Origin of the sequence: Vibrio tapetis subsp. quintayensis (assembly GCF_030409945.1) — a bacterium.
Taxonomy (GTDB): domain Bacteria; phylum Pseudomonadota; class Gammaproteobacteria; order Enterobacterales; family Vibrionaceae; genus Vibrio; species Vibrio quintayensis.
In genome coordinates, this window is record NZ_JAUFQV010000025.1 from 22445 (window position 1) to 48860 (window position 26416).

Consider the following 26416-nt stretch of genomic DNA (forward strand, 5'->3'; position numbering starts at 1 on the left):
AACCAAAACTTAAGTCGTCAAAAAACCTCAGTCGTAAATGGTTGGGATCGCTTCACGTTTATGCTGAGTCTTTTGGTAAATGGCAATCAAACGCGCTTTAGCGTCTTCTTCGATTTCTTTGCCTTCCAAGAAGTCATCAATTTGGTCGTACGTCACGCTGAGTGCATCTTCATCCGCCTTTTGTGGAGCCAGTTCTTCTAAGTCGGCTGTTGGCACTTTCTTAACTAACAGCTCTGGTGCGCCCAAGAACGCTGCAACTTGACGAACTTGGCGTTTATTTAGGCCAAATAGAGGAGCAAGGTCACATGCACCGTCGCCAAATTTAGTGTAGAAACCGGTAATGTTTTCCGCCGAGTGATCCGTACCTAACACTAAGCCGCCGATGTAGCCTGCGATTTCGTACTGAGCGACCATTCGAGCGCGAGCCTTTACATTGCCCTTTACAAAATCAATCTTCGCAGAGTCAGTTGGAAGTAAAGACGTTCCCTCAAGGGCGATATGGGATGAACTATGTAGGCCGTCGACACCAGGTTTGATGTTTACGGAAACTGAGTGAGTCGGTTTTATAAAGGAAAGCGCGAGTTGAGCTTCGTCTTCGTCTTTTTGTTCACCATATGGTAAACGTACAGCAACAAACTGGTAAGCGTCGGTATCGTGCTGCTGATTGAGCTCGTCAATGGCAATTTGTGCTAAACGGCCGCAGGTTGTCGAGTCTACGCCACCACTGATTCCTAATACCAAAGACTTGCAACCGGATGTGGTGAGTTTCGATTTAATGAAGCTTACACGGCGTTCTACTTCGTGTCGTGCGTCAATAGACGGTAAGACACACATCTCTTTGCGGATATGATGTTCCATTTGAGTTCCTTTTCATGCAGCAATTTGAAAACTGGTTTATCATACCTCAATCAATTGATTATTAAATACTGAAATCCTATCTTGTACCGTCATTAAAGGGCTAGACAGGAACAGTTGCAGGTTTATTGCTCGAATGAAAAAAATTGCGGTATTTGGAAGTGCATTTAATCCACCTTCATTGGGTCACAAAAGCGTCATTGATTCACTCTCACATTTTGACAAGGTGTTGCTGCTCCCAAGCGTTGCGCATGCATGGGGCAAACAAATGCTGGCCTATGACGTACGTTGTCAGATGGTCGACTTGTTTATTCAAGATCTGCAATTAGAAAATGTAGCGCGTTCTCGCGTTGAAGAGTTATTACTGAAGCCGGGAAAGAGCGTAACGACTTACGCGGTGTTGGATGAACTTCAGCGTCAATGCCCCCAAGATGAGCTAACGTTTGTTATAGGGCCTGATAATTTCTTCAAATTTGTAGACTTCTACCGCGCACAGGACATATTGTCTCGTTGGTCTGTGATGGCATGCCCAGAAAAAATAATGGTTCGGAGTACTATGATTCGTGATAAATTGGTGGGAGGTCAGTCAGTCGCAGCCATGACAACGCCTCTAGTGAATGATTTCTTATTAGAACATTCTTTTTTCGAATAATAATTACTTATTGTTTTACATAGTCTCTTTATAGGTACCGTCATTAAGCCTCGTATTCTAATTCCAGTGATTGTTTTCTGTGCTGGCACTTTTGCACTTCAGGCATGGGCATATTGTGATAACAACAGCTCCTTAATGCTGAGTAAGGAAGAGAATTCCTCGTGCCCATATCTTATTAAGAAAGTGGACGAAATGGTGGGAAGGTATTTTGCTATTAGCGAATTTGCACCAAAAGAGGAGAAAACGGACTACTGGTCTGAATGGATACTAAACAGCGAAAGTGAACCTCTGTTTACATCTAAGTTAGACAAAAACCATTTTGGGTTTGGTGTGTGGACTCCAAAAGAATATGCCGATAGGTTTGATGATCTCAGCTACTATGATCAACTCAAAGCGCAAGGATTTTTGCTCAGCTTAGGTTTGGGGGAGCCAAATGGTGATGAGCCAAGAATGCGTATTGACTACCGATGGCACAACAAAGTGGAAGGGGATGTATATCTTCAAGTTGAAGTGCCTTTTTAAAGGCACTCACCCATCACTAACCCTGAAAGCTGTTCAAACTCTTCTTCGCAACCACCAAAGTACTCTTTAATCACATCATCGCGTTTCACGCCAGACTGCATTCGCTTCTTCGCTTCGCGCAAACTCAGCATCAGAAGTAACTCTTTACTTAAATCAGAATCATGATCGGCAGACCATTGGCTAATTTTCTGGCTGAGTGGAGACATATCCAAAAGTGGACGTAATGTTCGGACTTCATCGCGTATAACGGCCATCAAATTATTTCTATGCTCATCGCTAACTTTGCTGGATAGAAGTTTAGAAAGAATGGCTTGAGATACAGGCGGTAAGTTTACGAAGCCAGCTTGGGTAGGGAACTTATCTTGCAATCGTATCGAAAAATCAATTTGTGACACTTCACAGCCGGGTAAATAGCTAATGGAAGTCAAACAGTCAAATGGCAACCAAATAGTTGCACCAGCTTCTAACGCATATTCGTTCTTACCTAACTTAACCAAAACCAATCCAGCTTCAACCTGAATAAGGCTAAATTTGGTTTTTTTTCGACGTGGCGTACTGACTAAAAACGAATAGACGGTGTGTTGGTGCTCAACGGCATAATTCATGGTGATTTCTCAATTTTTTTGGCGCCCTTAGAGTAGCTTTTTCGTCGACAAAAGCCAATTGCTGGAAACAGAAATGCCATGATTATTTGAGCGTTAATACTGCCTAGCGGTTATCATTATTGATATTTGTATGTAATTTGGACGGCACGGTTCGTGTTATAGTGCAACTTTCTCTTATAGTTCTGGTCTGACCTGAACATAAGCCGTAATTCTCTAGCTGATTAACTCGCTAACTATGAGTAGAATAAGCTCGATTTTGTATTGATATTATAATTAGATGACTGACATAAACGATCCGTATCACGACATCCGTCCTTACAACGACGAAGAAATTCCTGCAGCGATTGAACGCCTGATTAACGATGAAGAATTCATCAACGCGATTCTACAACATCGTTTTAGTAATCATGCCGCTTGGTTCAAGACATTAATGAGCCCCATCCTTAAAGTCTACCTAAAGTTTAAGTGGGCTAAGTTCACATCGGTTGAAGCTATTCAAATTGAAGTAGGTAAGTATCTACGTAAGTCTTTGAAAGAGACAACCAATGGCGTGACGTTCTCTGGCTTGGATAAGTTAGATAAAAACGCTTCCTATTTATTCATGTCTAATCACCGTGATATTGCGATGGACCCAGCTTTAGTCAACTTTGGTCTTCATAACGAAGGGCATCGTACAAGTCACATCGCGATTGGCGATAACTTGTTGAAGAAGCCGTGCACAACCGAGCTGATGCGCATTAACAAGAGCTTTATCGTAAAACGCAGTGCGAAAGCACCCCGTGAAATGATGAAAGCATTGAGCCAGTTGTCTTCATACATAAAGCACTCTCTTTCTACGGGAAATTCAATCTGGATTGCTCAAAAAGAAGGACGAGCTAAAGATGGCAATGATCAAACCGATCCTGCTATCTTGAAAATGCTTCATGTCGAGGGCCGCAAACAAAAAATGCCGTTCGCTGACTACATTAGAACACTCAAGATCGTTCCTGTGGCTATTTCATATGAAAATGACCCTTGTGATCTCGCTAAAGCCAATGAGCTATTCGAGAAATCTGAGTCGGGCAGCTATGAAAAAGGCGAGTTCGAGGATATCGAAAGCATCATTAAAGGTATGATTGGCTTTAAGGGGCGCGTACACATTAGCTTTGGCGATGTCATTGAAGACGACTTCGAAACGCCCGACGAGCTAGCGAAAGAAATCGACGACCAAATTCACAATATCTATAAGCTGTTTCCGATAAATTACTGTGCAGCCAATGTTGATTGTGAAGATTGTACCAAAGAAGCCAAAAGTACCCTAGACGACAAACTGGCCCAGCTGCCAGAAGGGGCTCGTGATTATCTGACTGGTATGTACGCCTACCCAGTACAGAATCGCAATATCGCTGATTAAGTCGTACATACGCAAAGCAACAACACATTAATAAATAAAAAAGGAACCTAAATGGTTCCTTTTTTATTTATTAATGTTTATTTGATTGCAATGTTATGAAGTATCTTTAGCTTAGCGCGCTACTGCACCGCCTAAGTTCAGGTCATCTGGCCATTTTACAATGCCGGTTCCACCAAGGTATAAGTTACCGTCAATCTGCAGCCGCTCGGGCAATTCGGTGATGTTAGTACCACCGATGTATAAATCACCTTTAACAGTGAGCGGAGAGGGCAGTTCTGAAATTTTCGTTCTTATTATACTTAAGTCACCCTCAACCACTAACCCGGCAGGAAGTGTTTCAATTGGAGTGTCTGTAAGGTTGAGGTAGCCGCCAACTTTTATCCCACGTGACCATGATTTTATTTTCGAGCCTAATAAATTTGCGTAACCTTTAATGGTAGTTCCTCTAGCGATGGAGGTGAGCTCACTGTTTGATGCATCTAAACTACCTTGGATGTCTAGCCCACTGGGAAGCTTTTTAATCGGTGTTTTAGCGATATTAAGATTACCTTTAACCGTAAAGTTATCCGGGAGTGACGTATAATGAGTATTACGTAGGTGCAGGTTACCGTATGAATCGATGTGATTAAGTACTTTGTATTGATCCAACGGTGTCGCAACAGACGAAAAAGCCATTAACAGGCCACACATCACGATAGCTCGTTGTGTGATGGTATTTAAGGTTATAATTGTTGAGCTCCGTCGTTTAATCATTCTGAATTCTCATATTTATCTGCTGAGATTATACAACAGAATGACCAACGCGGGAGCGTATTCATTACTAACAAAGGAGCCTCGCTTGAAATCTCACCTACTAGGCGCACTGCTGATATTCTTCCCACTGTCGAGTGCTTGGAGTGATACCAAGAGCTTAATTGTCACGAACGGCGGGGCTAAGAGCTATGCAGTATCTAAGAAGTTCTCCACGCCAAACAACAGCGTGGTTGTTACCGACGGAAAAGCGGGCGCTAGAATTTGTTATTACGAAGACCGAGCCTACTCTATTGGTGCGGTGATACAGGTAGGGGACGTGTATTTGATATGCCAGAGCCAGAACGACCACGAGCTAAATGGGCAATTAGGTTGGGTGCCATTTTATGCTGAAAACTTGTAACGGGATAGGTTAATCGCACGAACAGTTTTCTCTATCCCATAAAATTAGGCGTAAGATCAAAAAAGACAGCACATCGCTGTCTTTAGGACTTTAGCTCGAACAGATTAACGCGTTAAAGTGCGAGTTTTAAGTTCAAAAATCAGTTTTTCTGCGCTGCAAGTAAATTTGAAACGAGCTTGTAGCAGAGTTGCGTCATCTTCCATTGGCTGAACTTCATGTTCAACTTCACTGGTCACTTGCTTTGCAAGTTCAAGGTATTTAGCGAATTCGACTTCTAATGCTGCTTTGTTGGCTGCGTTAATTTCAAGTAGCGCCACTTCGTCGCCTTCTTGAATAATAAAACCGATCTCGCCAGCACATCCACAAGCTTCGCATACTTCTTGATTGTCTTTTACTTCTGTAGCCATTAGCAAACCCCTTTTTAAGTTACGGACATTTTACCGATAGATGATGCGCTTAGCTAGAATAAAGTGAACAAGTTCACACTTTTATTTCTGAGTCATCCTCGAGGCTAAATCCTCACCATTGAGTAACATTCTATTTCTAGCTCATCGCCTGAACTCGTTATTGATGTGATCATCATCACGTAATACCAAACAGGATGAGATAATGAACATTAAGACCATTCAACGTCTTGTGTGTGGAAGTATTTTATAAGAAGATTCGTCAATTCGAAAGTATTCACCATATTTATAGGCAATTAGCAGCACAACTAGATGCTGGCCATACATATGGGCTAAAGTGCTTTCGATACTTAAACCCGATTTAATTTTAGTTGCCATAGTTAAGAGCTTGCATATAAGACTTAATGCAGTTCACTATGCTAACTTTTCTCATTTTATTGAGATTTTATTATTTTCGAACATAATAGTAATAATTATGTTCAATGCCTGACTTATATTAGTGAATTATGTTGGGCGTTGAAGTATGAACAGAGAAGAGCCCCAATATGCCAAAGCGTAGTAAAGAAGATACGGAAATTACGGTACAGACAATAATGGATGCCGTGGTTGAACAGCTGATCACTCTTGGTTATGACAAGATGTCGTACACGACACTAAGCCAACAGACGGGGATTTCTCGTACTGGGATCAGTCATCATTTCCCAAAAAAGACCGACTTCACAGCGGCTCTTGATGGACGTATCTACAAAATGTTTGTTGAGCACCTAACGTTGAATTCCGATTTAGATAGCTTTAAAAACAGTTGGTTAGCGGCGTTGCACAACAGAGAGTTTTTGGCCATTCTACGCTTGCTATTTCACCATACGGTGATTTCTGAAAGTACGCACCCTTTTGCAAAAGCGGGCATTGAAAGATTATATAACTTAATTGAAGATCAATTTGGAGAGCACTCTAGAAGTGATCTTGATGGGCTATTAGGTCGAAGCTTAGTTCATATGACATTCTAAAATCTCACAGTAATAAAAATGGCTCAGTATCTAATACTGAGCCATTTTTGTTTTCGCATACGTATGAATCCACGTTAAGTAACTTTAATCCATGGTCTTACATTGCAGCGACAAAGATTTCCGAGATTTCTTCGTGAGTCGCTTGCTTTGGATTTGTAAAGCCACAGGCATCTTTCAAAGCGTTATCCGCAAGAATCGAGATATCTTCCAATTTAGCACCGAGATCTTTAAGCCCAGCAGGAATACCCACGTCTTTGGATAGAACACCAATCGCATCCAATGCCGCTTGTGCGCCTTGTTGCGGGCTCATCCCTTCGACGTTTACACCCATTGCTTTTGCTACATCAGTTAGTCTTTCTGGGCATACTTGTGCGTTGTAACGTTGTACGTGCGGAAGCAAGATAGCGTTGCATACGCCATGTGGTAGGTCATAAAAACCGCCAAGTTGGTGCGCCATTGCATGTACATAGCCTAAAGATGCATTGTTGAATGCCATGCCTGCCATAAATTGTGCGTAAGCCATTTGCTCACGGGCTTCTAAATCTGAACCATTTGATACAGCAGTGCGAAGGTGAGCTTGGATTAATTCGATGGCTTTAATCGCGACCGCATCAGTAACCGGAGTTGCTGCTACAGACACATACGCTTCAATGGCGTGAGTTAATGCATCCATACCCGTCGCAGCGGTCAGCGAAGCAGGCTTTGCAAGCATCAGTTCAGGGTCATTAACTGAAACAAGTGGGGTGGTATGCTTATCTACAATTGCCATTTTGATGTGACGTTCTTCATCGGTGATGATGCAGAATCGAGTCATTTCAGAAGCGGTGCCTGCAGTAGTGTTGATAGCAATCAGAGGTAACTGAGGCTTTGCAGATTGGTCGACACCCTCGTAATCGCCTATTTCCCCACCATTGGCGGCTAACAATGCGATACCTTTCGCGCAATCGTGTGGAGAACCGCCACCAAGTGAGATAACGAAATCGCATTTGTTTTCTTCAAGAAGCGCTAAACCAGCCTTAACATTACCAATCGTTGGGTTCGGCTGTGTCCCATCGAATACAACCGCGTCGACGTTGCGTTCATGCAATAAATCTTGAACTTGTTTAACCACGCCAATTTGGTTGAGTACCTTGTCGGTTACGATTAAGCCATTTTTGAAGCCTTGAGCTTTGATGTTATCCATTGCCGTAGTAAGGCAGCCAGCACCCATTAAGTTTACCGTCGGGATGTAAAATGCACTTGTCATTGTATTGCTCCAAATATTATAGATTTTATGAAATAAAACTTTCTGGTCTGGAGATAAAATTGCACATAACGAGGCTGTGCTAAGTTGATCTGGCGCAATTTGTTTCATTATCAGCGCACTGGCGACAACGAATTGAGTACGCAATCGAAAAACCAAACGAATTAGGTTCGATTAAACATGAGCTAAACGATAAGTTTTCGTTAACGGTTCGTAGTAATATTCGTTATATCAAAGATATAGCGATTGGTTAGTCATCGATATGGAGCGAAGATAGTACTTTTTTTGGTCTAATATAAACAAAAAATCAGCACGGATGTGCTGATTTTTTAAAGGCAGATTTAAATATTAGAGCGCTGCGCTGGTCTCTTCGAGTTTCTTTGCGCCCCTAAGCATAGCATTGACCAATTCTGTCGCATCAAATTTGGTGAGTGCTTCATGGGCACCAACTTGATGAGCTTGATCAACACAGATTTCACTCGACAGCGACGTGTGTAAAATTCGATAAGAGCGATTAAGAGCATTATCATTTTGGACTTCAAATGCTAATTCATAGCCATCGAGACCTGGCATTTCGATATCACTGACCAGTATGTCAACGGGCTTATGTTCGTTAGCATCGTTTTTCATCAGCGCCAATGCATCCATGCCGTTTTTACAGACTTGATAGGGAATATTGATACTATCCAAAGCGTCTGATAACTGTTTTCTCGCCAAACTGGAGTCATCTACCAACAAAATGCTAAGAGGCTTCAAACGTTCGCGTTCAACATCAGTTAAAATTGGAATACGTTCAGAGTCATGGTCTGGGTAGATCTTAGAAAGCAATAATTCCACATCTAGCATTTGAACGATACGATCTTGATGACGGGTAATACCGGTAACGAATACGTTGTCACCCGCTGTATCGGGAGTTGGCTCAATGTTGCGCCAATCACACTCGATTATTTTTTCTATTTCACGCACCATGAACGCTACGACTGTTCGTAGGCAGTCGGTCACAATTAAGTAGCAGTCTTTATATTCTTCAGGTGATATTGGTCTAAAGCCAATAGCCGCTGCCATATCGATGACAGGCACGGTGATCTCTCTGATTGGTACTGTACCAATGACATGAGGATGAGAGTAGGGAATTTGAGTCGTTTGCGCATACGGAACAATTTCACGTACTTTTAATGTACCAATAGCGAAGCTATGTTGAATGGTCAACTTGAACATCAACATACCTTGAGACTGATTAGCCTTACTTTTCATATCTGATTCCAAGAGTAGGTTCTATAACTAGTGTATAATCTAATACAGCATTTGGGGTTAATTTATATCAAATTTTTGCCGACGTATCCTTTATTAATAAGCCCATAAAGGATGATTTTGTTCATTGTTTTGGTTAAACTCCGCGGATAAAGATTGATTGAGAGACATATCATGGCAAGAACCGCAGCAGCAGTGCACATTTTAGTTAAGCATAAAGAGCAAGCTGAAGATATTATCAAACAGCTCAAAAAGGGCGCGAAATTTCAAGTGTTAGCAAAAAAGCACTCTACTTGCCCATCAGGTAAAAAAGGCGGTGACTTAGGCGAATTCAAAAAAGGCCAAATGGTGCCTCAATTTGATAAAGCCGTGTTTTCTGGCGAAATTTTAACGCCACAGCTAGTCAAAACAAAATTTGGTTGGCATGTACTTAAAGTACTTTACAGAACCTAGTCAGTGACTTTTAGTTTGTTTGATAGAAAATAATAAAAAAGGGGCTTAGAGCCCCTTTTTTGATCCGCACCCCCCGTCTTTTGTTATTTAACTTATCAAATACTTACTATGGTCAACTTCGTCCAATTGTTCTGGTTTCAAGTATTCTTGAGCGTATTTCATATAAGTTTTACTGCTTAAAAAGAGTAGGAATGTTTCCATGTCTATGTGCTCGTCTAATGCCATTTTATGCATGATATCAATGGCGACACTGACAGGTTTGGCCTTTTTGTATGGACGGTCAGACGCGGTTAAGGCTTCAAATATATCCGAAACAACCAGAATGCGTTCAGGAATGGATAACTTATCGCCAGTAAGTTGTCTTGGATAACCCGTGCCTTTCATTGTCTCATGATGGGTAGATGCGTAGCGTGGAACGCGGCTTAACTCCTTAGGGAAAGGTAAGCTCTCAAGCATTTTTATCGTGCCAATCATGTGTTCGTTAATTTTGAATCGATCTTCTGACGTCAGCGTTCCGCGTGCAATAGATAAATTATAGACTTCGCCTAAGTTGTACAGATGTACCGGTACAGTCATATTGATTCCATGGCTTGGATCGAACTCAATAGGTCTGTCGCGGGTAATGATGTGCTCGGGTTTATCAGACAACAGATTTTCCTGAGCAGGTAGTGGCGAACTGTTCGGGTTTCTATTCAGTTCTTCGATGGGTGACAAACCTAAGCGGTCATCAAAGTGGCGCATCCAGGGGGTTTTAGCAATTTCTTTGATCCTCTTAACTTTGTCATCACTCATAAACTCACCACCAACATTCGCATTTGCGATAAATTCAAAGTCCTGTTGCAGTATAATACGAGCTGACTCAATTTGAGCCAGTGCTTCAGCCTTGGTTATCTTGCCATCAACTACTTGATGTAATGCGGTTATCTCTGCGTCCCGCCACAACACTTCAAATCGAGTGCGCACCTCGTGAATACGGTTATAATTGACTTCGAGCTTAGTACCTTTGTCGACAATGTGTTCGGGAGTTGTAATTTTTCCGCAGTCATGAAGCCAAGCTGCGATTCTAAACTCCCGTTTTTCATCACTATTTTTAAAGCGGAATGCTTTAAAGGCTGGAAGGTCTGATTTTTCTGCCGCTTCTGCCAGCATCATGCCTAACTCAGGAACTCGATGACAATGGCCGCCCGTATATGGTGATTTATCATCGATGGCTTGGGCGATAAGCTTAATAAACGATTCGACAAACTCTTCTTGAATTTTTTCATGCCTTTTTAGATCGCATGCCATCTCTTTAATTGCCTGAGACAGTTCCCACACTTCTTTGATGCGTGTTTCGATTAATTCTACTTCATCATATTCTCGACGCTGTACTTTTTGCGTTTGAATTCTCAGCTTTCGTATTGGATTAACAATAGGTGCACCAAATATCCAAGCCAACGGCAGTATCAAACACATGAGTGCAAGTGTAATGAGTGTAGAGGTGATGACACGGCTGTGGACACTATCGTAGATTTCCGATTCTGGCATGATTACGGCAAAAAACTCTGAATAATTGCTGCCTGTATCGATTTGTTTTAAGTAGACATGTTTCATTTCGCCACCCAAGAATACGTGTCTTATATCCCGATTGAGTTCCGACGCTTGTACCATGTCGTAAATCTGGTTATAGGGGATCGTGTTATCACTTTTCTTATTTTGATTATTAAACCATTTACGATCAAGGTCGTCTCGTTGCTGCTGAGTAATATTGGCAATGGCAAGATTGATGATAGGGACGATTTGTGCAAATTCAGGCCTAAGTGCAATATGAAATTCACTTGAGTACTGTTCATCAAGTTCAGCCAGAGTTTCGTTTACGATCAAGTCCGAATGAAAAAGCCTATCCAGTACAAATGAAAGTACCGCTTTAGAGTCCAGTACAGCATAACTTTCACCCTTATTGACGGAGTCAAAAGCTGTTTGTAACGATGGAAACTCGACTAATTCAACATTTGGGAAATCTTTCTTCAACGATGGAATAATGGACCAGCCTCCCAGTATGGCCACCTTTTTTCCTGCTAATTGTTGGTATCGAGTTACGGGGGGAGCTGTTGAGCGAGTAACAACGGAAAATGGCAGTGAGTATATAGGGTCGGTATAAAGCCCCCCCATTCTGTCTATCAGGTTGCCCTTTGGGTTTTGTAATGAATGAAGTGCATGTAAGTCGCCTCGGTCAAATTGATCCACCAATTCATTCCAAGAAAAACCATTTACATAATCGAACTGAATGCCGGTTGTTTTAGAGATGATTGAAAGTAGGTCTATTACATAACCTTGGGGTTTTCCAGCGACAGAATAGTCCATTGGGCCCCAATCGTTTTGATTCGATATCAAGATAGGGTTGATACTTTCGATAAAGGTTTGTTGCTGATCAGTTATAGTTACACTCGCACTACTAAGAAAGGAGCCTTTAGATTCTCGAACTCTATTTGACGCAATAATCTGACCAGATTTTGAGAATATAAATGCCTCGACGTTGCTGTCACTAGCCAAGCCTAATGATGATGCAGATATCTGTTCAGATAAAGAAGAGAGGGTGATATCGAGGCCGATAACATGTTGGTGGACATGTTTTTTTTTCGATTGAAAAGCGAGCGAATAAGTTTGGCCAGTGATTTGTAAGTGCTGAAATAGATATGGGTTGGTCTTACCGACTGCATCAAACGAGGCATCGACGTACCAAGGGCGTGTAGTTGGATAATAATTACTACCAGTAACGGTTTCTGTTCTTAGATTAAAAGCCTCATCAAAATAACTGGTGATACGGTTTCGCTTATCGCCGTCTCCGCTAATTTTTGTCACTACCCATCGATCGGTAGCTTTCGCATCGAGGTTGGTTCGAATTTCCTGAGCAGAATCCAAGTTAATGATCTGAAAGAAATCGTTATTGGAAGAACCGATATAAATGCTGTAGAAGAGAGGATTATCTTTAATGGCTTCTGACAGAATCGCGCGCGTTTCCTGCTCGGAAAGTACGTGGTCTACCGATTCATTGATCGTGGATAATAGCTGGACCGTATTAACGGCGTCGGCATCAACTTTTCCGATGTACTTATTGAGTTGCTCAGATACCATCGTTAATTTTGAGAGTGTCTGCTCAGTGACCATTTTCTTGCTGAAGTGATACTGAAGTGAAACGGCAATGAGCGCGGTAAGTATCGTTGCGATTACAAACATACTACCGACGGTGATGTGGAGTGATATCTTGGTCTTGTTCATTAATGTCCTGTCCATAGAACTATAATATACCGTTTGGGGTAATGTAAATGATATATTAGCAGGAAGTGATTGATTAAAGCTATTGATTATAATAAAAATATTATAGTGATACTTATAGGGGCTAAATAATTATAGACTTCTAGTCAGGGTAGGTCGGGGCGTGAAAAAACGACTTTGAAGAATCAAAGCCGTGTCCAATGGTTTACTTAAAAATTACGACGACGTTATTTCTTTATTAACCCATACGGAGCATTCGTGATGATTTTAGGATTGTTCGTGACGTTAGGTACGGCGTGTGCGCCTTGCCAGTCAAGTAGCATTACGGCTAAGACGTTTCGATGCTCGCCATACACTAGGCCGAAATCACCGGTTTCTGATGGAATGAGCCCGTGTTCTTTATCTATCGAGGCTTGAATGTGCTTTCTTGTCTTTTCTACTACGGGGTCATCGTCTAACCCTGCTAGCAGGAATGCAATGCCCACTTCGGCAATCACGTCTTCTTTTGTTCTGCTGATGATAGTATCAATGTTTTCTCTTAGATAGTCGTATAACCACTGGTATTCTTTCTCGTTAATCGGGTGTTGATAATAGCCTGAATCCGCAAAAATAATATGGGTTAACCCATACACCTTATTACTGTATTGCTGCTTGGTCAGTGAAGTGTCTAAGTTATCTGGGTAGGTTTCTCGAAAAGCATTGATAAAAGGCTCTACAACATCTTGTTCCCCTAACTGTTGCAACCAAAACACCTGATTTGCTAATTGAGCAGCCCAGGCTTTAATCATCTTTTGATTTGTCACGTAAGGAGTAAAGTCATGTCGTTGCAAAATAGCTCTGAGCTTTTCATCTTCTCGGTGTTTAAGGCCATATTCGTTGGCGCGAGCCATCGAGCCCAATAGAGACACACCTAAGAAGACATATTCAGGCATTTTTACCGTTGCATTAAATCGACGCAAGCTTCGTTCATCGGTTTCATCAAGGTAACCGGAGAGGCGATTAATAGAATAAGCGTGAATTTGCTTATCGGTGTACGTCTGATCAGCAATTTTGTTCAGATTATCAGCAACACGCGCAATGTCTGACCAAATCGCCGATTTGTATTTGGGATCTTGTGTTTGCCTATACATTCTTAAACCATAGTGCCCCTCTTTAAAAGGAGGCAAGGTATAGAGCTGTGTTTCGTAGGTGTGTTTGATGATATTTGCGGAATCGGAGTAACTAATAGGTTGTGTGACAGTAAGCAGTGCAACTGGGTCTTGTGCATAGGCCGGTAAACATAACGAAAGGACTAATGCACTAACAGTACATCGAGACGAGATGGAGGACATAACTACCTACGATCAAGAAGAATTTTTCTAATAGTACGGCAGTCAAAACACGTTCCCGTCATCGTAATGTCAGGCTTTAGTACGTAATTTGTTAGCTATTAGGTTGAATAGCGTATTGTTTATTATTAGTTAGTTCAACCATGATTTCAACTTATCGAAAATATTGGGAGCCTTATCTGGAATAGGGCTGGCTTTTTGACCGACGTAAAATGCTTGCATTATACCGGTTCTTAGAATATCAGGATCGGCGCCGAGTACGTTATTAACAAGCTTGGCCGAGTTTAGAGCGTGGTCATTGGCTAGGCTAAAATCCATTTTTAAATAGCCTTGCACCAGTACCCAAAGCTTGGTCAGCATGAGTAACTCGACGGTGGCCGTATTTTTGAACTTGTCTGCATGTTCTTCGCCAACGCCCTCTGTAATGGCTTGCTGCATTTTTAGTAGTGACTGAAGGTGGTGTTCTAGTTGCGAAGACAGTTGGATATGAGCTTGAGTGAGCGTACCTAGTAACATGTGAAAGCTGGGCTTATCTTGGTTGTGTTCACAGGCGTTATTAAACGTGGTTTGATAGCGTTCGCACAATTCTTGATAGATGGTCTGATCTTGTGGATTCAGATTTAACTCGCCTAAGCCAGCTTGATCAAAATAATCACTCAAAGAGGTCAAAATAAATCCTTGTTTAACATGTTAGTCGTTCGGCGAGGGCTATCTCGCTATTTATGAAAAGATAGTTGATGGCAAGATATTTTACCATCAACTATCTTATATATCTGGCTCAATATCTCTATTCTTGTAGAGTTTCCCAAGTTACTTCGCAATCGCCGTTATCTGCTGTTACGTATGCAGAGTTACCTGTGATCATGACTGACATGTCCATGGTGCGGGTCAATAGTTGGGACATGGCGCTGATTCCTTCCCAATCAAAACGGGTTACTGCAGCTTTTAGCATACCAAATTTGCCTTTGTTTTGGTTCCACCAAACATCGGACTTAGTATTGAAGCTATAGACATGCACTTGCTTTGCTTGTCGAGTTGCTTTCTTTACGCGCTCAGTGTCGGGCTCACCAACGTCAATCCATAATTGAACTTGGTCGTCCAACGACTTCAACCAAACGGCTGGCTCTTCAATGTTAGATAGTCCCTTAGAGAACTGCAGATCTTCATGGGCGTTGATACAAAATGCCAATACGCGCGCCATCATTCGTTGTTCGTTTTCAGAAGGATGTTGAGCAATAGTAAGGCTAAGGGAGTCGTAATAGTCGCGATTCATATCCGTTAATGTGATACGAAATTTGTAAATGGTAGGTTTAAGAGCCACTGTATTTGTCTGCTTAGGTGATAGTGAGCCCATTGTACGACAGTTCTATGTGAATAGGGGAAATGTCGATGGAGTTATTTTTCGTATTATCAATATTTTACTGGTTATTTAATGTACATTCTATCGGTAGGCGTATAATCAATTGAGTAAATTGCGGATCTTCAACTTTCAACAGCAAAACGCCATTATGTTGTTCGACGATGTTCTTAGATATGGCAAGCCCAAGGCCCGTTCCCCCACCATTTTCTTTAGTAGTGAAAAATGGATCGAATACTTTGCTCTGTATTTCTTGTGTGATCCCAATACCGTCATCAATAACCGAAATTTCGACGTATCGGCCGTTACACTCGGTTTGTATCGAGCTTCGTATCCATATGTTTTGCCCGCTAAGGGGATCCGTTGAAATGGCTTGTTTGGCGTTGACCAACAAATTGACCAATACTTGTTGAATTTTACCAAAGTGAAAGGGCACTAGTGGTAGTGATGACTCAAGTTCTTGGTGTACGGTGATTGTATATTTTAGCTCATTTTTAACGGCAATTAGTGCACTGGCAATGCATTGGTTGATGTCTGACAATGGTCTACTATCATGATGAGTGGTTGATAAGGTTTTTATGCTGTCATTAATTTCGGCGACTTGCATTAATCCTTGCTCTGTATCTACCAGTAAATCCTTTAGTTCTTGAACCCCATCGTTCTCACACATCAGCTGATGTTGTATGAGGTACTCTTCTCTCACCGCACCATAACTTATGATCTGCCATGCGAGTGTATCCAATTGTAGCAACTCATTGACCTGATCTTTGATCAACTGGAAGTTCGCCGTAGAGACACTCAGCGGATTGGTCAGTTCGTGATGAACACCAGCCGCAACGTAGCCCATAGAGGCCAATTTTTCGCTGTGATACAGTTTTTCTTCTAGCAATCTTAGTTTTTCTTCAAGCAGTTTTGATATTTCCTGTTGCTCGTAGAAGGACTGTTTATAGTCAACGTCGGTGTTTGGCTTTTTGTCATCCATATCATGCTCCTAGATAAAATAGGCTAATGCGGTGCGATGATTGGATTCGTATTCTCTTAGTCGTTCAAGAGTAGACTGATTAATCTCACTGCCTTGGGTTAACATTGTTGTACCATTGGGTAATACCACGTCGCGCTTGATGATAACGCCAACGGCCAAGTCGTTAACACTCACACAATAAACGATATTATGGACGTCATCTTGTGGCCTGTCCCTGAGTACCTTTTTGAATTGCGTGAGTACACTGCGATCGTAGATGGTGCCACAGTGTGTTTCAAGGTAGTTCATTGCAGCGGCAGGGGATTTCGTTAGCGATTTGTTGCTATTGGTTACCATAAAATCATAGTCTTTAACTACGCGAATAATACGCGATGGTGTTGGGATATCGTCACCTTTGATATGATCGGGATAGCCTGTGCCATCGAGGTTTTCATCTTGATACTTGACTAAGTTAGCAAGCGCGCTGAATCGAGTCATGTTTGAAATTATTTCATGGGCAGTGAGTGGGTTATTGGTCGGTGCTATGTGAGATTGTGCGAAATTCTGACTGCTGGTAGCACTCGGGTCTTCGCCAATTAAGCCCAACTTGTGCATGATTGCACTCATATACGTCTGCTTGATGTCACCATCATCTAAGCCCATTAAGATAGCCACTTGCTTACATTGATAGGCAATGCGTTCTAAATCGTGCGCATCGATATCTGTTCGGTATTCGATTAGCGTTGTAATCAGAGACAAAATATCTCGGAACAAAGCCGAACGACTTTGGTGTGTCGATTTAAGCTTAGCAAAGGAAGCTCTTAGTGCTTCTGTTCTTGATGCGACCTTGTCTTCTAATGTCGCATTGGCTAATTCAAGTTCTTTGTTCTTTTGTTCAATTTCAGCCTTAAGTCTTTTCTTTTCTGATTGCAGCGTGAACAAAGATGCAGACTGCAACAGCGAAAAACGCAGGTTGTTATTGTCCCAAGGTTTAGTGAGGTAGCTATTAACGCCTCCATCGTTGATTGCCCTGGTGGTTGCTTCTACATCGGCGTAGCCTGTGAGTAAAACCCGAATAGCATGTGGTTGTGTCTTTCTAGACTGAGCAAAAAATTCTGCGCCATCCATTTTAGGCATTCGCATGTCGGATAGGATAATGTCGACATCATTATCGGCTAAATACGCCAGTGCTTCCAGCGGAAATACAAAAGCTGAAATCTCAAAGTCCTTTCGTAATACTCGTGTTAGTGCCTTTACGATATCCGGCTCATCATCCAAAATCAGTAACTTGGGTTTGTCTATAAAGTTATTTAGCGAAACGTCCATTGCTTCTCCCAAAGTCTCTGTTTCTATTCCAGCATCAAGGCGAGTTTGACCGCTCATTTCTATGCTCACTTAACGTTAGGCATTTAAGTTTCTGACCGAAACGCAATTTCTAAGTCTGTCTCTACTGGAAGAGAAAACGTTACCGTTGTGCCTATGTTTTCGACGCTTTCAATTTCAATTTTCCCGTTGTGATTCTCGATTATATTTTTCGCTGATGTCAGGCCCAATCCAGACCCATCACCAAAAGTACGGGTGGTATAAAATGGATCGAACACTTTTGATAGGTTAGCACTATTCATGCCACAGCCAGTATCACTGATCTCCATCGTGACGAAGTTGTCGTATTGACTCGTCGCGATCTCAATCTTTGAATTCGACTGGTCTTTCGTGGCAAGGTGTGCATTTTTTATAACATATACAATGGCTTGCTGAATTTCTGTTGGATTCCCAATAAGAGGGGAGACAGTACCGAAAGTGATGTTCAAGTTAAGGTCTGCATTTAGTGTCAATTCACTTTCTTTGACAGCCAGCGCAACCAATTCATTGATGTTCACGTCATGGGACATGGTTGAATTCTCAAAGTGAGAATAGTTTTTCAATCCTGCGACAATCGACTTAATCCTTTTTGCATTTTCTTGAGATTCTTCTAAGCATTCGACAAAGTCTTGCTGTAAGTACGTGAAATCGTCATTGTTAAGCAGGGGAGTAATATCGTGGATTTCAGTTGTTGGTTGCGCAAGTTTTAGTTTGATCTCAGACGTTAGGTTTTGGTAATCAGCCAGATATTGAGTGGCTGATTGTAAGTTACTGTTTATTGTCGCGAGCGGGTTGTTAATTTCATGCGCATAGCCAGAAGCTAACGTCCCTATTGCAGCGAGCTTTTCAGACTGTATCAACCTGGCTTGGGTGTCCTTTAACTGTACGTTCATTTGTTCTAGGTGTACGTTTTTAGCCCTTAATTCCTGAGTCCTTTCTTTGACCTTGCTTTCAAGCGACGCATTCATTAACTCGAGTTGTTTTTGGTAACTGACGGATGCGCGTTCAGACTTACTTAGTTTAGTAACCATGTTATTGAAAGCCTTAGCGACGTTAGCAACTTCATCGTGCCCATGATCTGCCAAGCTAATGTCTCGGCGGCCACTGGCAATTTGCTGAGTAGCTCTTTCAAGGTGAGTTAAACGACGTGTTAAATAGGCCCCTAAAACATAGGAGAATAGGGCAACTAACGCCATTTCACCCGCAACAATCAAACCACTCCATTTTTTTGCCTGATTAATTTGTTTATTCAGCGCCGACATATCAAAACCAATTTGAACTAACCCATATTGAATACCAGATTCCTGAATTGAATAAGATACATCGTAGATACCATCGGTCACCCACTCTGCGCTTTGTTCAGGCTTATGATAGTTATTAACAAATTCATCTGGCCCTCTTGTGGACAATGGTCGGCCTTCTTTGTCTATTACTCGAACGTAAACGATGTCTGCATTGGTCATCAGTTCGGATGTATAAGCTTCTAATGACGCAAAGTCCCAAGACAACACGGCATCTTTAACGGTAGATCCAAAGAGTTTTGCGGTGGATTCACCACGCTTGGTCAAACCATCAAAGTTGGTTGTTTCTAGATAACTAAGCGTAAGCGCCAACAACAAAGCCAATAAAACGGCCTCGATGACAGCGATGCCCAAAATGGTTTTGAGTCTAAGTGACAATGTAACACCTATTCCTTAGAAAGAAGCGGCTGTAAAAGTTTAATTTCAAGATCACGAACATCATCCCAATCGGAATCTTGAGCGGTCACTATGCCATTAAAATTAATGGATTTAAGTAACTTTTTCCCTTCTGGGTCAGTATTCATATTGAGCATCGCTTGTTGGATATCATTCACCACGGTTGGGTCCAAATTTGGATTTGATGCGAACGCATGAGGGGTGTATCCCGGCGTTTCCCACAAAACGCGAAGTTGTTCTGTTACTTCGGGGTCAGCGTTGCCAAAGGTACGATATACACCGCCACCAGCAATAAAGAAGCCCTTTGATACGCCTATGTAAACAGAGTCGTGAGATGAAACATAGCTCGGCGTCACATTAATGCCATCTTGCTCCAGTTTCGCTCTGGGTAGTACGCTGGCGGCGAACGCTGCAGGCGAGGGGAACGCAAGTACTTTGGTGTTTAGTTCAGATAACTCATTAATTGGGCTATCCTTTGGCACGACGATGATGCCTTTTATCTGTTTGTCTTTCTGTTTTGCGAACGCTTGATATCCAGGTTTTTGGTTAAAAACGGTAAAGTGATAAGGATTCATGTAGGCCATGTCGTATTGGCCCTCCAATAATCTAAGCTCGAAACTTGGAATATCTTTCGCCGTCGCAAACGTGATCTGATGGCCGGTTTTGTCGTTAAGGTATTTGAAAATAGGCCCCCACTTAGACGCCAATTTCTTTGCGCTTTGTTGTGGCACAATGCCAAAGCTGATGTCCTCCGCGGTTACGTTAGTTGCGAAGATACCCAGTATTATTGCGGCTGCTACTTTTAACATAACCCATCCTTAGTCGCGTAATTAATTCTCTATTATTCAAAGAGTAGACAATCGTTCGCAGAATGCGAGTAAGCACTGTGATAAATGCAATGAGGTGCATTGCATTTCAGGAATTAACGGTGCTGACACTTGGTGGATATCTTGTTAGACTCGCGGCTTAAGTATTTAGCAAAATTGACTGAATAACTGCTAGTTTTGTAAAAGGGAAAGAAAAACATGATTAAGTACATTGTTATCGCGCTTGTTGGGTTGGGTGTTTATGTTGGCGTTACGTACAGCGATGATATTAAAGATGTGATCAACAGTGATCAGGTAGAAAGTGCTCAGGAGCATATTGATACCCTAAAAGATGCGGCGGATAACATGACTGAAGCTGCTAGCGAGTTAGCAGACAAAGTATCTGAGACGCTAAATTAATAAATTACTAATCTATTATACAAAGAAAAAGAGCCATCTAAGTATAGAGGCTCTTTTTTATACCCGTTAGTCCAATACTAACTTGGGTTCAAAGGGTGCTCTTCGGCTAAAGTTAAGCCTTGAAGATGGTTGACGTTAACGGTTTGAGTTGGGTATGCGATGTCTGCGTCGTGTTTTTTGATGATGGCCATCACGTCTAATAGAATCGCTTGTTTTACTTCATGAAATTTCACCCAGTTAACCGTTTTAGTGAAGGTATAAATGAAGAAATCCAATGAAGACGGCCCAAAACTATTGAAGTTGACGATCAAAGTTTGTTTGGCATCTATGTCTGGATGGTTTTGCAGCATTTCTTTGACATCACTGATAATCAAAGCAACTTTCGCACTATCGTTGTAGCGCAGACCAATGGTTTCGAGAATGCGGCGGTTCTTCATTCGTGATGGGTTTTCAACCACGATATTACTAAAGACCGAGTTGGGTACATACAAAGGGCGTTTATCAAACGTGCGGATGACGGTCATTCGCCAGCCAATTCTCTCAACAGTCCCTTCTATTTGACGATCTGGCGAACGAATCCAATCACCAACTTTAAATGGACGGTCGAAATAGACCATCACGCCGCCGAAAAAGTTAGACAGCAGATCTTTAGCCGCCAAACCGGCAATCAAACCACCCACACCACCAAAGGTAAGTAGGCCAGATAAACTCAGACCAAAACTTTGCATAATACTGAGTAGCCCCAGTAACGCAAAAACAAGGCGGGCGATTTTGGCGATGGCTTGAACGGTTGTTTCATCGTGACGACTCTGTTCGAGCATTTCAGTTTCTATATTGTTAATCAATCGAAATACGATCCAGACAGCGATCGCGATTGAAAACAGCATCTGTATTGAGCCTAACCAATTAAGTTCACTGTCGACGTAGGTTTGTAAAATATGCCCAATGGATGAGATAGCAGGCCAACACCAAATAAGCGTACTGATGGGGGTTTTAAGTGCATGAACAACGGCATCATCCCACTTGTTAACCGTTTTCTCCGTTAGGGTATCAATACGAGAGTAGATAATTCGCCAAGCAATCCATATACAAAAACTTAGCCCAGTAATAAGCAATACATCACTGAACCAAGATTGCTGCACCAGAAAGATATCGTTACGCAGGTAACTGATTAGAGCATCCATAGGTTATTTATTTTCCTAAAAATTGACTCAAAATTGTAAGGCGAATCAAGCTATCGCTCAATAAAAATCGCCACTTTCCGGATACGCTTCCCATTTCAATTTGAAAAATGGCATAAATAAGCAACACTTGTAATAAGCGTCATAAAGGAAAATGAGCATAATCATGGTGTGTATTAATTCGGTGGGGTATCCGGTTGCAGCAAAACATATTACGACTCACGCATTTGATGATGTATCCGGAGTGTGCAGTAAGCGCTTTAAACAGTCGATAGAGCATGACCTATTTCACGTGCACACACTGCTTGACGATCACAAGCAACCCATCGGTTATTGTTCTTTTTGGACGGACGTTGTGCAAAGCCCAAGAAATGATGGGCAGGGTGTTTATTTCTTTCAAATACACTATATATACATTCGTCCAGACTACAGAGGACGACGGTTAGCCAACACATTGGCCAAGATGTTTGTTTGCCACGCGCTTAACGAGTTAAGAAACCGCCGAGAAGTAACGGCATTTTGCGACAAATCGCATTACACCAGTGACGGTGGTATCGCTTTTGGTCAAAAAGTGCAGCGATTACTTCAAGATACTAAGAACTTACGCTTTGTCTAAGTTTGCGTTTTTCTTAGTGAACTTATTCTTGTACATCGCCTAAGTCTCATTGGTTGTACCGCTATCACAAATTCGTTGCGCAAACACTTGGTTAGGCGTTGAAATATTGAGGCCACGTGTTATCACATGCTATGCTTTGTTAATATCAGACTGATTTTATATACCTAACGCTAGCGTTTTCCTAAAAGGACCCGGTTTAATGATTAATCCCTCGTCAAAAAAATTGGTGATTTGGTTTTGGGGATTAGCTATAGGTTACTTTGTTAGTGGCATTGTGTTGTCTGAGTTCTTAACTCAGTCGCAGGTTGTCTCGGTTTGGTTACCTGCTGGCGTCGGCCTATTTGGTTGTTATATCTGGTCTTGGCGATTCGTTCCTGCCATTTTCTTTGCGTCCATGGCGTTCAATCTATCTAATCACGACCTTGCTCACTTAGTTGCGGATAATTGGCGAGAAGTGTTTATCATTGCATCAGGAGCATCACTTCAAGGCATCGTTGGCGGCTCAATTTTGCGCCGTTGGCTCGGTAACCCACTAGACTCAAACTCCGACTTTAACTCATTATTCTTTGTCTCCATAATTGGTTTGCTGACGAACCTAATATCTTCTAACATTGGAGTAATGGCTCTTAGTGCGTACAACATTGAATATAGTGCAGAGCGCTATTGGTACAATGTAATGAATTGGTGGTTGGGTGATTCGTTAGGCGTATTACTTGGCACGTTATTGCTTTTTTGCTTGCTCAATTTCTCTTCCAAAGACATTCAAATAAAGAAAGCCCGTGCTGCCATCATGTTAACTACGGCCATCATGTTCTTCTCGGTGACCATGACCAGTCATTATCTTGCATCAAACAGCCGAGAAACGACAAAAAATATGGTTGAACACGAAATTAAGCTGATCGAGAACAGCCTATACCGTGAAATTAATAAAAGCTTGGCTCATATTCAAACCCTTTCTAGCTTTATTCAAAACAGCCCCTACGTTAGTAAGCGTGACTTTGAAGTCTTTGCCAAAGGTCTAATGCAAGAGCAATCAGCCATTAAAGGGATGTCTTGGAATGTTATTCTGTCACAGGCTGAAGTCGGCCAGTTTGAAAAACAGTTAGCGGATTTATACGGCAGAGAGATCAAAGTAAAAGGTGAACCTCTTAAGGCTGAAGACCATTTAGTCGCTGTAAAAATCATCACACCAGAGCAAGGGAATGAAGCTGCAATCGGTTTTAACGTGTATTCAAACCCATCGCGCAAATCGGTGCTCTCTAAACCGGATTCCTTATTCCGACCGCTTGCAACTCCTATCATTCAATTGGTTCAATCTGAGTCGAGTGAAGCTGGTTTCTTGTTATTTGCCCCTGTCTTTGCCGTGCCTGAACGGGCATCGAGTAATGATGTGTCCATCCCACAAAGAAAGTTAGTAGGTTACGCAACGGGAATTTTTCTCGTACAGCAGATGATCGATGTTGCAATGGAAAAAGTACCGCCGGGTTTATTTTTGTACGAAATGGTAGAGCAGGACAGTGACAAGGTTTTCCTTGGAAATACGCAAGAGCCAACGTTCAGTCTACAAGACGAACCCAACCTAAAAGTCATCATTTTAGAAATGGCTGGCCGTACATGGAGCATGAACTTAGTCGCAAGAGACAACTTTCTTCTTCACTATCAAGAAGAATCCACGCGTATCATGATTTTGTTGCAGTTTACAGTGGTCACATTCCTCGTTTTATTCATTCTTATCTCTAACAACCGAAGAATCGCGTTGGATACAATGGTTGAGGTTCGGACCAAAGAGCTTGAGCTCGCCCGTAAACTTTCAGAACAAGCCAGCGAAGCTAAAAGTAGATTTTTGGCCAACATGAGCCATGAAATTCGAACCCCTTTAAATGCTGTCATTGGTTTTTCTTCGTTGGTTAAGCATTCTGACGAGCCAGAGGAAGTGGGTCTCTATCTACAAAAAATCGAATTGTCATCGAGAACCTTGCTAAACATTGTTAATGACATCTTAGATATATCCAAGATTGAAGCGGAAAAACTGACGTTAGAGACCATTCCATTCGACTTGAATCAAATATTGCACCAGCTACAAGTGATCTTCGAATCAAGTGCCGTACAGAAAAAGCTCAATTGGACCGTATCGTCTGACATGAAGTGGGATGGTTGGTTTTGTGGCGACCCAACAAGAATCGAACAAATACTGATCAACCTATGTGGCAATGCGTTCAAGTTTACCGGCCAAGGTGAGGTTGCTCTTGAAGTAAACGAGAAGATCCAAAAAGATGGGCGCAGTCTAATTGAATTCACTGTGAGAGACACTGGTATCGGTATATCGAGCGAGGGGCTAGAGAAATTGTTTGAAGCATTTAATCAAGCTGATACATCGACCTCTCGTCGCTTTGGTGGCACAGGACTGGGGCTGACGATATCTCGTGAACTCGCACGCTTAATGGGTGGGAACATTTCGGCAAAAAGCATTGAGGGGCAGGGCTCAGAGTTTATTGTCAATTGTTGGTTCGATCAGGCTCCGGCGCAAGAGACTTATCATAGTGAAAACGACGCTCATGACCTTTCAGGCTTACGTGTGCTGGTTGCCGAAGATAACGCAGTGAATCAGATGATGATCCAAGCCATATTAAAGAGAGCCGGTATGGATCCAGTATTGGCCTCTAACGGTAAAGAGGCGTGTGACCTAGTTAAGAGTAATAAATTTGATGTCATTCTGATGGATATACAAATGCCAGTAATGGACGGCTACCAAGCGACCAGAAAAATAAGAGAAGATTACCCTCTCAACGTACTGCCAATTATTGCGCTCACAGCAGATGTGATGCCCGAAGACAAAATACGAGTCATTGAGTGTGGCTGTAATGATCACATGGCAAAGCCCATAGAAGTTGATAAATTACTGGGCTGCTTAAGTGAAATTGCAACGGCGAATAAGGCGGTTTCTTAGCCGACTTCATCAGAAAACCCTCAAATAGAAAGAGTAAAAACAGAGTAATGAAAATTGAACATCTGATCATCGTACTTGGAAAACGCCTTCAAAAAGACAAACTGACCGCAGAGGGAAGATCAAGGGTAAATGCACTCATTGATTACATCGCCACTAATAATATGGAGAAAACGGTTATTGGCTTTTGTGGTGGTGTTACATCAAGGCAAACACGCTCAGAAGCGCAGGTGATGTACGAGTATTATCTGAATCAAGCGAGCGCTTACAACTTACTTGCCGATCATATCCCAGTGTTACTAGAACAGCTTTCTACCAGCACCATTGAAAATATTCGTCATTTAGCTATAGAGCTCATCAAGTCAGATTTGATACTTGAGAATAGCGCAGTACAAGTCACGTTTGTCTCCAACGACTATCACCTAGAGCGGATCTTCGAGATTCAACATTATTTGGATGAACAAGGCCTGTTAAAGACACTCAAGGCTACATGCTTGAGTTCAGGACTGCGGCTTAATATCCCGTATCAATTGGAGCGGCATGTTTGTGTGCCTTATCCTACAAAAACAATGCAAGCTGAATTATTTTTGGCGATAGAGGCGTTAACCACATACAGAGTTTACCTAGAAGGTGTAGTAGCAAACAGTTTTACGAGGAAAATTGAGGAAGTTAGGCACCAACCCCTGCGTGTAGCATCAAATGCTTTTGAGTGTGTAGATTCCATTTTAACGAAGGTTGATAACATCGAGTTAGCCAATGATTTTGCGAATAAATGCACGGTGGTCCGTTCTATCATGCCTCTATTAAAGCAAAGCGTCGAATCAACCGCTCATGATAAGCCACGTAGTGATATCGTCAGTTGGCTTGCAACGTTGGATGTTAATTTGACCATGCTAAATCGGTTACTTGACCCTGAAACAGATCCCGACTCACGCTGGTGGAAGTAGCCCC

General features: G+C 42.1%; 25 protein-coding genes. 10 read left to right on the forward strand and 15 right to left on the reverse strand.

All coding sequences use genetic code 11. From position 1 onward, the window contains the following. Nucleotides 1–27 precede the first annotated feature (27 nt). Nucleotides 28–858, reverse strand: coding sequence for an NAD(+) synthase (gene nadE / locus QWZ04_RS09830; protein WP_290327444.1), 831 nt, complete (start codon nt 856–858; stop codon nt 28–30). A gap of 133 nt (nt 859–991) precedes the next feature. On the opposite strand from nadE, the gene QWZ04_RS09835 reads away from it, so the two are divergent. Then, nucleotides 992–1507, forward strand: coding sequence for a nicotinate-nicotinamide nucleotide adenylyltransferase (locus QWZ04_RS09835; RefSeq protein ID WP_290327446.1), 516 nt, complete (start codon nt 992–994; stop codon nt 1505–1507). 192 nt (nt 1508–1699) lie between these two features. Continuing rightward, entirely contained in the window at nt 1700–2029 is a 330-nt protein-coding gene (locus QWZ04_RS09840; RefSeq protein WP_290327448.1) for a hypothetical protein, read from the forward strand. Here QWZ04_RS09840 and QWZ04_RS09845 read toward each other — a convergent pair. Further along, nucleotides 2026–2634, reverse strand: a complete 609-nt coding sequence (locus QWZ04_RS09845; protein ID WP_290327450.1) for an AraC family transcriptional regulator — start codon at nt 2632–2634, stop codon at nt 2026–2028. The genes QWZ04_RS09840 and QWZ04_RS09845 overlap by 4 nt on opposite strands. Before the next feature lie 277 nt (nt 2635–2911). Here QWZ04_RS09845 and QWZ04_RS09850 point away from each other — a divergent pair, with 277 nt between their 5' ends. Continuing rightward, nucleotides 2912–4027, forward strand: a complete 1116-nt coding sequence (locus QWZ04_RS09850) for a 1-acyl-sn-glycerol-3-phosphate acyltransferase (RefSeq protein WP_290327452.1) — start codon at nt 2912–2914, stop codon at nt 4025–4027. A gap of 111 nt (nt 4028–4138) precedes the next feature. On the opposite strand, the gene QWZ04_RS09855 is transcribed toward QWZ04_RS09850, so the two are convergent. Further along, on the reverse strand, nt 4139–4738 hold the full coding sequence (locus QWZ04_RS09855; protein WP_435433602.1) for a leucine-rich repeat domain-containing protein: 600 nt from the start codon (nt 4736–4738) through the stop codon (nt 4139–4141). 127 nt (nt 4739–4865) lie between these two features. Here QWZ04_RS09855 and QWZ04_RS09860 point away from each other — a divergent pair, with 127 nt between their 5' ends. Beyond that, a complete protein-coding gene (locus QWZ04_RS09860) occupies nt 4866–5180 on the forward strand; it encodes a DUF1496 domain-containing protein (RefSeq protein WP_290327454.1) in 315 nt (104 codons plus the stop codon). Between the two features lie 104 nt (nt 5181–5284). Here QWZ04_RS09860 and QWZ04_RS09865 read toward each other — a convergent pair whose 3' ends face one another. Beyond that, the gene (locus tag QWZ04_RS09865) at nt 5285–5587 is read right to left on the reverse strand and encodes a YfcZ/YiiS family protein (RefSeq protein WP_290327456.1); all 303 of its coding nucleotides are present in this window, start codon (nt 5585–5587) and stop codon (nt 5285–5287) included. Nucleotides 5588–6129: 542 nt separating this feature from the next. On the opposite strand from QWZ04_RS09865, the gene QWZ04_RS09870 reads away from it, so the two are divergent. Further along, nucleotides 6130–6591 (forward strand): TetR family transcriptional regulator, encoded by a 462-nt coding sequence (locus QWZ04_RS09870; protein ID WP_290327458.1) that lies wholly within the window; start codon nt 6130–6132, stop codon nt 6589–6591. A gap of 97 nt (nt 6592–6688) precedes the next feature. Here QWZ04_RS09870 and yiaY read toward each other — a convergent pair whose 3' ends face one another. Together yiaY and QWZ04_RS09880 are read right to left on the reverse strand one after the other, a co-directional pair. Then, nucleotides 6689–7837: an L-threonine dehydrogenase gene (yiaY, locus tag QWZ04_RS09875; protein ID WP_290327459.1), complete on the reverse strand. Its 1149-nt coding sequence runs from the start codon at nt 7835–7837 to the stop codon at nt 6689–6691. Between the two features lie 345 nt (nt 7838–8182). After that, entirely contained in the window at nt 8183–9088 is a 906-nt protein-coding gene (locus tag QWZ04_RS09880) for a chemotaxis protein (RefSeq protein ID WP_290327462.1), read from the reverse strand. Between the two features lie 171 nt (nt 9089–9259). Between QWZ04_RS09880 and ppiC the strand changes: the two genes are divergently transcribed. After that, nucleotides 9260–9538 carry a peptidylprolyl isomerase PpiC gene (gene ppiC / locus QWZ04_RS09885; protein ID WP_102525253.1) on the forward strand — a complete coding sequence of 93 codons (279 nt, stop codon included), beginning with the start codon at nt 9260–9262 and terminating at the stop codon, nt 9536–9538. An 87-nt stretch (nt 9539–9625) separates the two neighbouring features. Here ppiC and QWZ04_RS09890 read toward each other — a convergent pair whose 3' ends face one another. The 8 genes from QWZ04_RS09890 to QWZ04_RS09925 form a co-directional block, all read right to left on the reverse strand. Next, on the reverse strand, nt 9626–12796 hold the full coding sequence (locus QWZ04_RS09890; RefSeq protein ID WP_290327465.1) for an HD domain-containing phosphohydrolase: 3171 nt from the start codon (nt 12794–12796) through the stop codon (nt 9626–9628). Nucleotides 12797–13020: 224 nt separating this feature from the next. Further along, nucleotides 13021–14124 (reverse strand): DUF3541 domain-containing protein, encoded by a 1104-nt coding sequence (locus tag QWZ04_RS09895; RefSeq protein WP_290327467.1) that lies wholly within the window; start codon nt 14122–14124, stop codon nt 13021–13023. Between the two features lie 129 nt (nt 14125–14253). Beyond that, complete coding sequence (locus QWZ04_RS09900) at nt 14254–14790, reverse strand: hypothetical protein (RefSeq protein ID WP_290327468.1); 537 nt, start codon at nt 14788–14790, stop codon at nt 14254–14256. A gap of 118 nt (nt 14791–14908) precedes the next feature. Continuing rightward, nucleotides 14909–15442, reverse strand: a complete 534-nt coding sequence (locus tag QWZ04_RS09905) for a YaeQ family protein (RefSeq protein WP_290327470.1) — start codon at nt 15440–15442, stop codon at nt 14909–14911. Between the two features lie 97 nt (nt 15443–15539). Next, the gene (locus QWZ04_RS09910) at nt 15540–16460 is read right to left on the reverse strand and encodes a sensor histidine kinase (RefSeq protein WP_290327472.1); all 921 of its coding nucleotides are present in this window, start codon (nt 16458–16460) and stop codon (nt 15540–15542) included. Between the two features lie 9 nt (nt 16461–16469). Next, nucleotides 16470–17822 carry a response regulator gene (locus QWZ04_RS09915; protein ID WP_290327475.1) on the reverse strand — a complete coding sequence of 451 codons (1353 nt, stop codon included), beginning with the start codon at nt 17820–17822 and terminating at the stop codon, nt 16470–16472. 26 nt (nt 17823–17848) lie between these two features. Further along, the gene (locus QWZ04_RS09920) at nt 17849–19480 is read right to left on the reverse strand and encodes a sensor histidine kinase (RefSeq protein ID WP_290327477.1); all 1632 of its coding nucleotides are present in this window, start codon (nt 19478–19480) and stop codon (nt 17849–17851) included. Nucleotides 19481–19488: 8 nt separating this feature from the next. Continuing rightward, nucleotides 19489–20307, reverse strand: a complete 819-nt coding sequence (locus QWZ04_RS09925; protein ID WP_290327479.1) for a phosphate/phosphite/phosphonate ABC transporter substrate-binding protein — start codon at nt 20305–20307, stop codon at nt 19489–19491. Between the two features lie 216 nt (nt 20308–20523). Here QWZ04_RS09925 and QWZ04_RS09930 point away from each other — a divergent pair, with 216 nt between their 5' ends. Beyond that, a complete protein-coding gene (locus QWZ04_RS09930) occupies nt 20524–20724 on the forward strand; it encodes a YtxH domain-containing protein (protein WP_290327481.1) in 201 nt (66 codons plus the stop codon). Nucleotides 20725–20801: 77 nt separating this feature from the next. Here the strand turns inward: QWZ04_RS09930 and QWZ04_RS09935 are convergent, their stop codons facing one another. After that, nucleotides 20802–21908: a mechanosensitive ion channel family protein gene (locus tag QWZ04_RS09935; RefSeq protein WP_290327483.1), complete on the reverse strand. Its 1107-nt coding sequence runs from the start codon at nt 21906–21908 to the stop codon at nt 20802–20804. Nucleotides 21909–22071: 163 nt separating this feature from the next. Between QWZ04_RS09935 and QWZ04_RS09940 the strand changes: the two genes are divergently transcribed. From QWZ04_RS09940 to QWZ04_RS23540, 3 genes are all read left to right on the forward strand, one after another. Beyond that, a complete protein-coding gene (locus tag QWZ04_RS09940) occupies nt 22072–22521 on the forward strand; it encodes a GNAT family N-acetyltransferase (RefSeq protein WP_290327485.1) in 450 nt (149 codons plus the stop codon). 199 nt (nt 22522–22720) lie between these two features. Further along, entirely contained in the window at nt 22721–25468 is a 2748-nt protein-coding gene (locus QWZ04_RS09945; RefSeq protein WP_290327487.1) for an ATP-binding protein, read from the forward strand. Between the two features lie 47 nt (nt 25469–25515). Beyond that, a complete protein-coding gene (locus QWZ04_RS23540) occupies nt 25516–26412 on the forward strand; it encodes a YdcF family protein (protein ID WP_290327489.1) in 897 nt (298 codons plus the stop codon). The last annotated feature ends 4 nt before the right edge of the window (nt 26413–26416 follow it).

What these genes read in the sequence shown, in the direction of transcription:
- nadE (WP_290327444.1), bottom strand. Translation starts at nt 858, where the DNA reads ATGGAACATCATATCCGCAAAGAGATGTGTGTCTTACCGTCTATTGAC.
- QWZ04_RS09835 (WP_290327446.1), top strand. Translation starts at nt 992, where the DNA reads ATGAAAAAAATTGCGGTATTTGGAAGTGCATTTAATCCACCTTCATTG.
- QWZ04_RS09840 (WP_290327448.1), top strand. Translation starts at nt 1,700, where the DNA reads ATGGTGGGAAGGTATTTTGCTATTAGCGAATTTGCACCAAAAGAGGAG.
- QWZ04_RS09845 (WP_290327450.1), bottom strand. Translation starts at nt 2,634, where the DNA reads ATGAATTATGCCGTTGAGCACCAACACACCGTCTATTCGTTTTTAGTC.
- QWZ04_RS09850 (WP_290327452.1), top strand. Translation starts at nt 2,912, where the DNA reads ATGACTGACATAAACGATCCGTATCACGACATCCGTCCTTACAACGAC.
- QWZ04_RS09865 (WP_290327456.1), bottom strand. Translation starts at nt 5,587, where the DNA reads ATGGCTACAGAAGTAAAAGACAATCAAGAAGTATGCGAAGCTTGTGGA.
- QWZ04_RS09870 (WP_290327458.1), top strand. Translation starts at nt 6,130, where the DNA reads ATGCCAAAGCGTAGTAAAGAAGATACGGAAATTACGGTACAGACAATA.
- yiaY (WP_290327459.1), bottom strand. Translation starts at nt 7,837, where the DNA reads ATGACAAGTGCATTTTACATCCCGACGGTAAACTTAATGGGTGCTGGC.
- QWZ04_RS09880 (WP_290327462.1), bottom strand. Translation starts at nt 9,088, where the DNA reads ATGAAAAGTAAGGCTAATCAGTCTCAAGGTATGTTGATGTTCAAGTTG.
- ppiC (WP_102525253.1), top strand. Translation starts at nt 9,260, where the DNA reads ATGGCAAGAACCGCAGCAGCAGTGCACATTTTAGTTAAGCATAAAGAG.
- QWZ04_RS09890 (WP_290327465.1), bottom strand. Translation starts at nt 12,796, where the DNA reads ATGAACAAGACCAAGATATCACTCCACATCACCGTCGGTAGTATGTTT.
- QWZ04_RS09895 (WP_290327467.1), bottom strand. Translation starts at nt 14,124, where the DNA reads ATGTCCTCCATCTCGTCTCGATGTACTGTTAGTGCATTAGTCCTTTCG.
- QWZ04_RS09910 (WP_290327472.1), bottom strand. Translation starts at nt 16,460, where the DNA reads ATGGATGACAAAAAGCCAAACACCGACGTTGACTATAAACAGTCCTTC.
- QWZ04_RS09915 (WP_290327475.1), bottom strand. Translation starts at nt 17,822, where the DNA reads ATGAGCGGTCAAACTCGCCTTGATGCTGGAATAGAAACAGAGACTTTG.
- QWZ04_RS09925 (WP_290327479.1), bottom strand. Translation starts at nt 20,307, where the DNA reads ATGTTAAAAGTAGCAGCCGCAATAATACTGGGTATCTTCGCAACTAAC.
- QWZ04_RS09930 (WP_290327481.1), top strand. Translation starts at nt 20,524, where the DNA reads ATGATTAAGTACATTGTTATCGCGCTTGTTGGGTTGGGTGTTTATGTT.
- QWZ04_RS09935 (WP_290327483.1), bottom strand. Translation starts at nt 21,908, where the DNA reads ATGGATGCTCTAATCAGTTACCTGCGTAACGATATCTTTCTGGTGCAG.
- QWZ04_RS09940 (WP_290327485.1), top strand. Translation starts at nt 22,072, where the DNA reads ATGGTGTGTATTAATTCGGTGGGGTATCCGGTTGCAGCAAAACATATT.
- QWZ04_RS09945 (WP_290327487.1), top strand. Translation starts at nt 22,721, where the DNA reads ATGATTAATCCCTCGTCAAAAAAATTGGTGATTTGGTTTTGGGGATTA.
- QWZ04_RS23540 (WP_290327489.1), top strand. Translation starts at nt 25,516, where the DNA reads ATGAAAATTGAACATCTGATCATCGTACTTGGAAAACGCCTTCAAAAA.